The 672-nt window shown below is 24.3% G+C and carries 1 protein-coding gene; it reads left to right on the top strand.

The window, feature by feature from the left end:
• Positions 1–230 precede the first annotated feature (230 nt).
• Entirely contained in the window at positions 231–659 is a 429-nt protein-coding gene (locus A5883_RS11785; protein ID WP_086338632.1) for a GNAT family N-acetyltransferase, read from the top strand.
• The last annotated feature ends 13 nt before the right edge of the window (positions 660–672 follow it).

Here is a 672-nt window from a genome sequence, read left to right as displayed (position 1 = left end):
AGATATATAATAGAGAGTATTAATTAACCATTCTATTCGTACAAAAAAATGGCTAGGGAACAAAATATTGAATCTATAACAATAGATTACCCTAAAATAAATGGGTGACCTATTACCAAGATTTCTATAGGAATAAAATTAAGAGTTATGCGCGTTTGATAGGTAAAATGTTTAAATAATCACTTTCTATATTTCTAAAGTTAAATCTAAGTTATTGAAGTATTTATTATATGATTGAAGGTTATAATGTGATTAAAAGTTTTGATATTCTAGAAAATAAAAAAAGAATTAATCAAATATTGCTAGAGGAGTTAGCTGAGAAAAAATCAATTTATAAAAGAGAAGAAAAAGAAATATCATTCTCATATTTTATTGAAAATGATTACGCAGGAGGAATTGTTGGGAAAGTAATATTCTCTACTTGTTATATCGATTTATTCGCTGTAAAAAAGAAATATAGGAGTAAAGGTATTGGAAGAGAATTATTTAATACAGTTGAAAATTATTGTCGAATAAATAGTGTTAAATATATTTATTTAACAACTCAAGATTATCAGGCTTTGGAATTTTATTTACATTTTGGATGTAAGGTATTTGGAGAATTACCTGATGTTCCTTTTAAGAATACAACAAAATTTTTTTTGATTAAGATAATCTAGTACTATATATGAG

The organism is Enterococcus sp. 5B3_DIV0040 (genome assembly GCF_002140755.1).
Classification (GTDB): domain Bacteria; phylum Bacillota; class Bacilli; order Lactobacillales; family Enterococcaceae; genus Enterococcus_D; species Enterococcus_D casseliflavus.
This window is presented reverse-complemented; position numbering and strand designations above follow the sequence as displayed.

Excerpts from the sequence above, each read along its gene's own strand:
- A5883_RS11785 (WP_086338632.1), top strand. The coding sequence starts at position 231 with ATGATTGAAGGTTATAATGTGATTAAAAGTTTTGATATTCTAGAAAAT.